General features: G+C 38.3%; 1 protein-coding gene. It reads left to right on the top strand.

The window, feature by feature from the left end; all coding sequences use genetic code 11:
- On the top strand, positions 1-699 hold a 699-nt coding region (locus RT445_RS21605), incomplete at both ends, for an FtsW/RodA/SpoVE family cell cycle protein (RefSeq protein ID WP_313471532.1).

Consider the following 699-nt stretch of genomic DNA (forward strand, 5'->3'; position numbering starts at 1 on the left):
GAAAATAACTGTCATTGTGTACTTAAGTCATATACTAGCGCAACATAAAACAGGTACAATGATTGTGAATTGGCGCCACGGGTTCATCTTGCTATTACCTGTCATTCTTATCATGTTACAACCAGATTTTGGGTCTGTTTTTATTCTTGTTGTATCGGTGTTTTTATTATTTTTTGTCGCTGGGTATCCGTTAAAGCTGTACGCTATGATTATGTTAGCTGGAGTTGCTGGATTAGTAGGGCTAATCGCAACAGCACCATATCGTCTAAAGCGAATAGAAGCATTTCTTGATCCATGGGCTGATCCTTTAGTGAGTGGATTCCAAGCAGTGCAATCCTTAATGGCAATAGGGCCAGCGGGGATTTTTGGCCATGGTTTTGGACAAAGCCGTCAAAAGTTTCTGTACTTACCAGAACCTCAAAATGATTTTATTTACGCTATTATTTTAGAAGAAGTCGGATTGATTGGTGGCCTTGTTATTTTAATGCTTTTTGTACTGACAATCTATGCAGGTTATAAATTTGCTGTCCAGGCTAAAAATCGAACATCCTATTACGCCATTATTGGGCTTGTTACGATGCTAATGGTGCAAGCGTTTTTGAATATAGCTGTTGTGATTGGTTTAGTACCAGTAACGGGTGTTACTTTGCCTTTTATTAGCTACGGAGGAACATCTTTAGTAACAATGTGGTTAATAAT

Origin of the sequence: Lysinibacillus sp. (assembly GCF_032093475.1) — a bacterium.
Taxonomy (GTDB): domain Bacteria; phylum Bacillota; class Bacilli; order Bacillales_A; family Planococcaceae; genus Lysinibacillus; species Lysinibacillus irui.